Source organism: Vibrio sp. 10N.222.48.A3, assembly GCF_041475345.1.
Taxonomy (GTDB): domain Bacteria; phylum Pseudomonadota; class Gammaproteobacteria; order Enterobacterales; family Vibrionaceae; genus Vibrio; species Vibrio tasmaniensis_A.
In genome coordinates this window covers 1-2,357 of record NZ_JBFRVX010000537.1, presented here as the reverse complement: position 1 = coordinate 2,357, position 2,357 = coordinate 1, and the positions used below count along the sequence as shown (strand labels likewise).

The following is a 2,357-nucleotide window of genomic DNA, read 5'->3' as shown; positions in this document are numbered from 1 at the left end:
TCGCCAGGCTTTAAATTTGAACACTTGTCAGCGACGACAAGTATTCCACTGCGGAGTGGTAGTTCAGTTGGTTAGAATACCGGCCTGTCACGCCGGGGGTCGCGGGTTCGAGTCCCGTCCACTCCGCCACTTATTAGAGAAGCCCTGCTAGAAATAGCAGGGCTTTTTTACATTTGAAAAAAGTGTTTTACTGTTATACCAATCCGGAAAATTAACTGATCAGGTTTATCCAATCCCTTCTACTCATTTTTGTGACACGATCTTTGCACTCAAGAAATCCATTCCAAGCGCGACAAACCTTGGAAACAATGTCGTTATAATCAGTGAAACTTTGATTCGCTAGATAATGTTGTTGCAACCAACTCCAAACTTACTCTATAGGGTTGAGCTCTGACGAGTAGGGAGGAAGCTTAATAGTGCCGAAATTATTAAACTCTCTCGCAATATCATCGGTATGCCAGCCAGATCCATCCATAATAAAGACTGCATGATGTCCTTTTTCACTGGCCTTAGATATCTGCTCTAATTGGTTTGTCTTTATGCCCTTGTGCCCCAAGGAGCTACTATGGCTTCACCAATTCTTGTTTTGGGGCATACCGAACCAAACAAATAGCCGTATTCAAATTGCTGTTTTTTACCACACGAGGCCTGGTTCCACGAGTCCCCAAAGACGTGTAGTTGTGTTCTGTTGACCAAACCTAGCTTCCTCTTGAAACCAGGCATCAACACTCTACAGCCCAATATTGTCGGGATCGTTTCTATTTTGATTTTTTAAAATCATCTTGGATTTTCTGTGATTTTTTCGGTGTTTGGATCGAGAAGTTCTCCAAGATAAGGCCATGTGTTCGAGGAGATAATAGATAGAATTCGGGTGGTAGTACTTATCAACGATTTTCACGATTTAGTCATTTATATCGTAGATACAAAAACGCCTAGTGTTTGCTAGGCGTTGATAAATAGTATTTCTAATCCATCGACTACAGTATTTGCTTAAGTACTCTATCGGCTTTCACACGAGTGATCTTACGAATCAACTTCTGAACTTCCAACGGGTAGCTCTCTACCTTATCTAACTGCTTATAAGTACAGATAAGCTGAGTGTGTTGAAGGATATTATCCACTTCAGCCTGAAACTTGTCTGTTAGGTGATGGTAGTTATCTTGGATAAAGATGCCGTTCTCTAGATCCAACTTCCATGCGCGAGGGTTTAGGTTATTACCTGTTAGTAGCATGTAGCGCTTATCTACCCAAATACCCTTTAGGTGGAAGCTATTAGAATCGTGTTGCCAAAGTCGAATTGATAGATTACGGCTAGCAATATGAGCCTCATTCGCTTTAGCGAAACGACGTAAGTTCAATTCGTAAAGGTATGGCAGACCACCAATCGTTTTAAACTCTTCTTCTGGCGAGATAAAGAAATCATTCGCTGTCTTATCTCCAACAACAATGCTGACCTTTACGCCACGCTTAAGCGCTTTCTTCACTTCTTTAGCTAGGCTAGGTGGGAAGTTGAAGTAAGGTGTGCAGATAAAGATTTCATCTTTAGCTTGAGCTACGAGTTGATTGATTCCCTGATTCAGACGGTTACGTCTTTTACCGATACCAACTAATGGTGTTACAGCAACTTGGTCTGCTGAAACCTCTTGAGCATCGAATTGATACTGAGACCTTGCTAATGATGCACGAAACTGACGAATCGCTGGTTTCAGTTCTTTGGTCGAAGGCTTGTTCTTATCAGCCAGGTCATAAACAGCGCTGTCCGCAACCATCTGTTCGTGTACGTAGGTAAACATTGAATCAGCAAGCGCTGCGTTGTTTAAAACATGGTAACGATCAAAGCGATAGCGGTCATGGTAATTCAGGTAGATATTGTTAAGGCTTGCACCGCTGTATATCACGCTGTCATCGACGATAAAGCCTTTTAAATGCAATACGCCAAAGACTTCTTTGCCGCGAACTGGAATGCCATAGACGGGTACAGAGTGCTGATATTTTTCTGCAAACTCTTTATACATTGCAGCATTGCCTTCAGAAGACTCTGCGCCAATCAATCCGCGCTGCGCTCGGTGCCAATCGACACAAACGCTCACGTCTAATTCTGGATTCTTTTGTTTTGCTTCATATAAGGCAGTTAGGATTTCACGGCCAGCCTCATCATCTTCAAGATACAAAGCGACTAAACTAATACGAGTCGTTGCGCGAGATATCTCATCAAGTAGACGAGTTCGAAACTCTTGCGCTGATAGTAGTACTTCAAACTTGTCAGGATTCTGCGCTATGGTTGGCAACTGTATGAATGGATTCCTACTGGCAATCATATTGACTGTTTTACCTTAAAAATATGCAAAATTGCGAAC

At 42.3% G+C, this 2,357-nt stretch carries 2 protein-coding genes and 1 tRNA gene; 1 reads left to right on the top strand and 2 read right to left on the bottom strand.

Going from position 1 to position 2,357, the window contains the following annotated elements; genetic code table 11:
* Positions 1 to 52 precede the first annotated feature (52 nt).
* Positions 53 to 129 (top strand) — tRNA-Asp (locus AB4653_RS15535).
* A gap of 241 nt (positions 130 to 370) precedes the next feature.
* On the opposite strand, the gene AB4653_RS15530 is transcribed toward AB4653_RS15535, so the two are convergent.
* On the bottom strand, positions 371 to 556 hold the full coding sequence (locus tag AB4653_RS15530; protein ID WP_102258363.1) for a transposase: 186 nt from the start codon (positions 554 to 556) through the stop codon (positions 371 to 373).
* Between the two features lie 421 nt (positions 557 to 977).
* The gene (pssA, locus tag AB4653_RS15525) at positions 978 to 2,318 is read right to left on the bottom strand and encodes a CDP-diacylglycerol--serine O-phosphatidyltransferase (RefSeq protein ID WP_009844721.1); all 1,341 of its coding nucleotides are present in this window, start codon (positions 2,316 to 2,318) and stop codon (positions 978 to 980) included.
* Positions 2,319 to 2,357 lie beyond the last annotated feature (39 nt).

What these genes read in the sequence shown, in the direction of transcription:
- pssA (WP_009844721.1), bottom strand. Translation starts at nt 2,318, where the DNA reads ATGATTGCCAGTAGGAATCCATTCATACAGTTGCCAACCATAGCGCAG.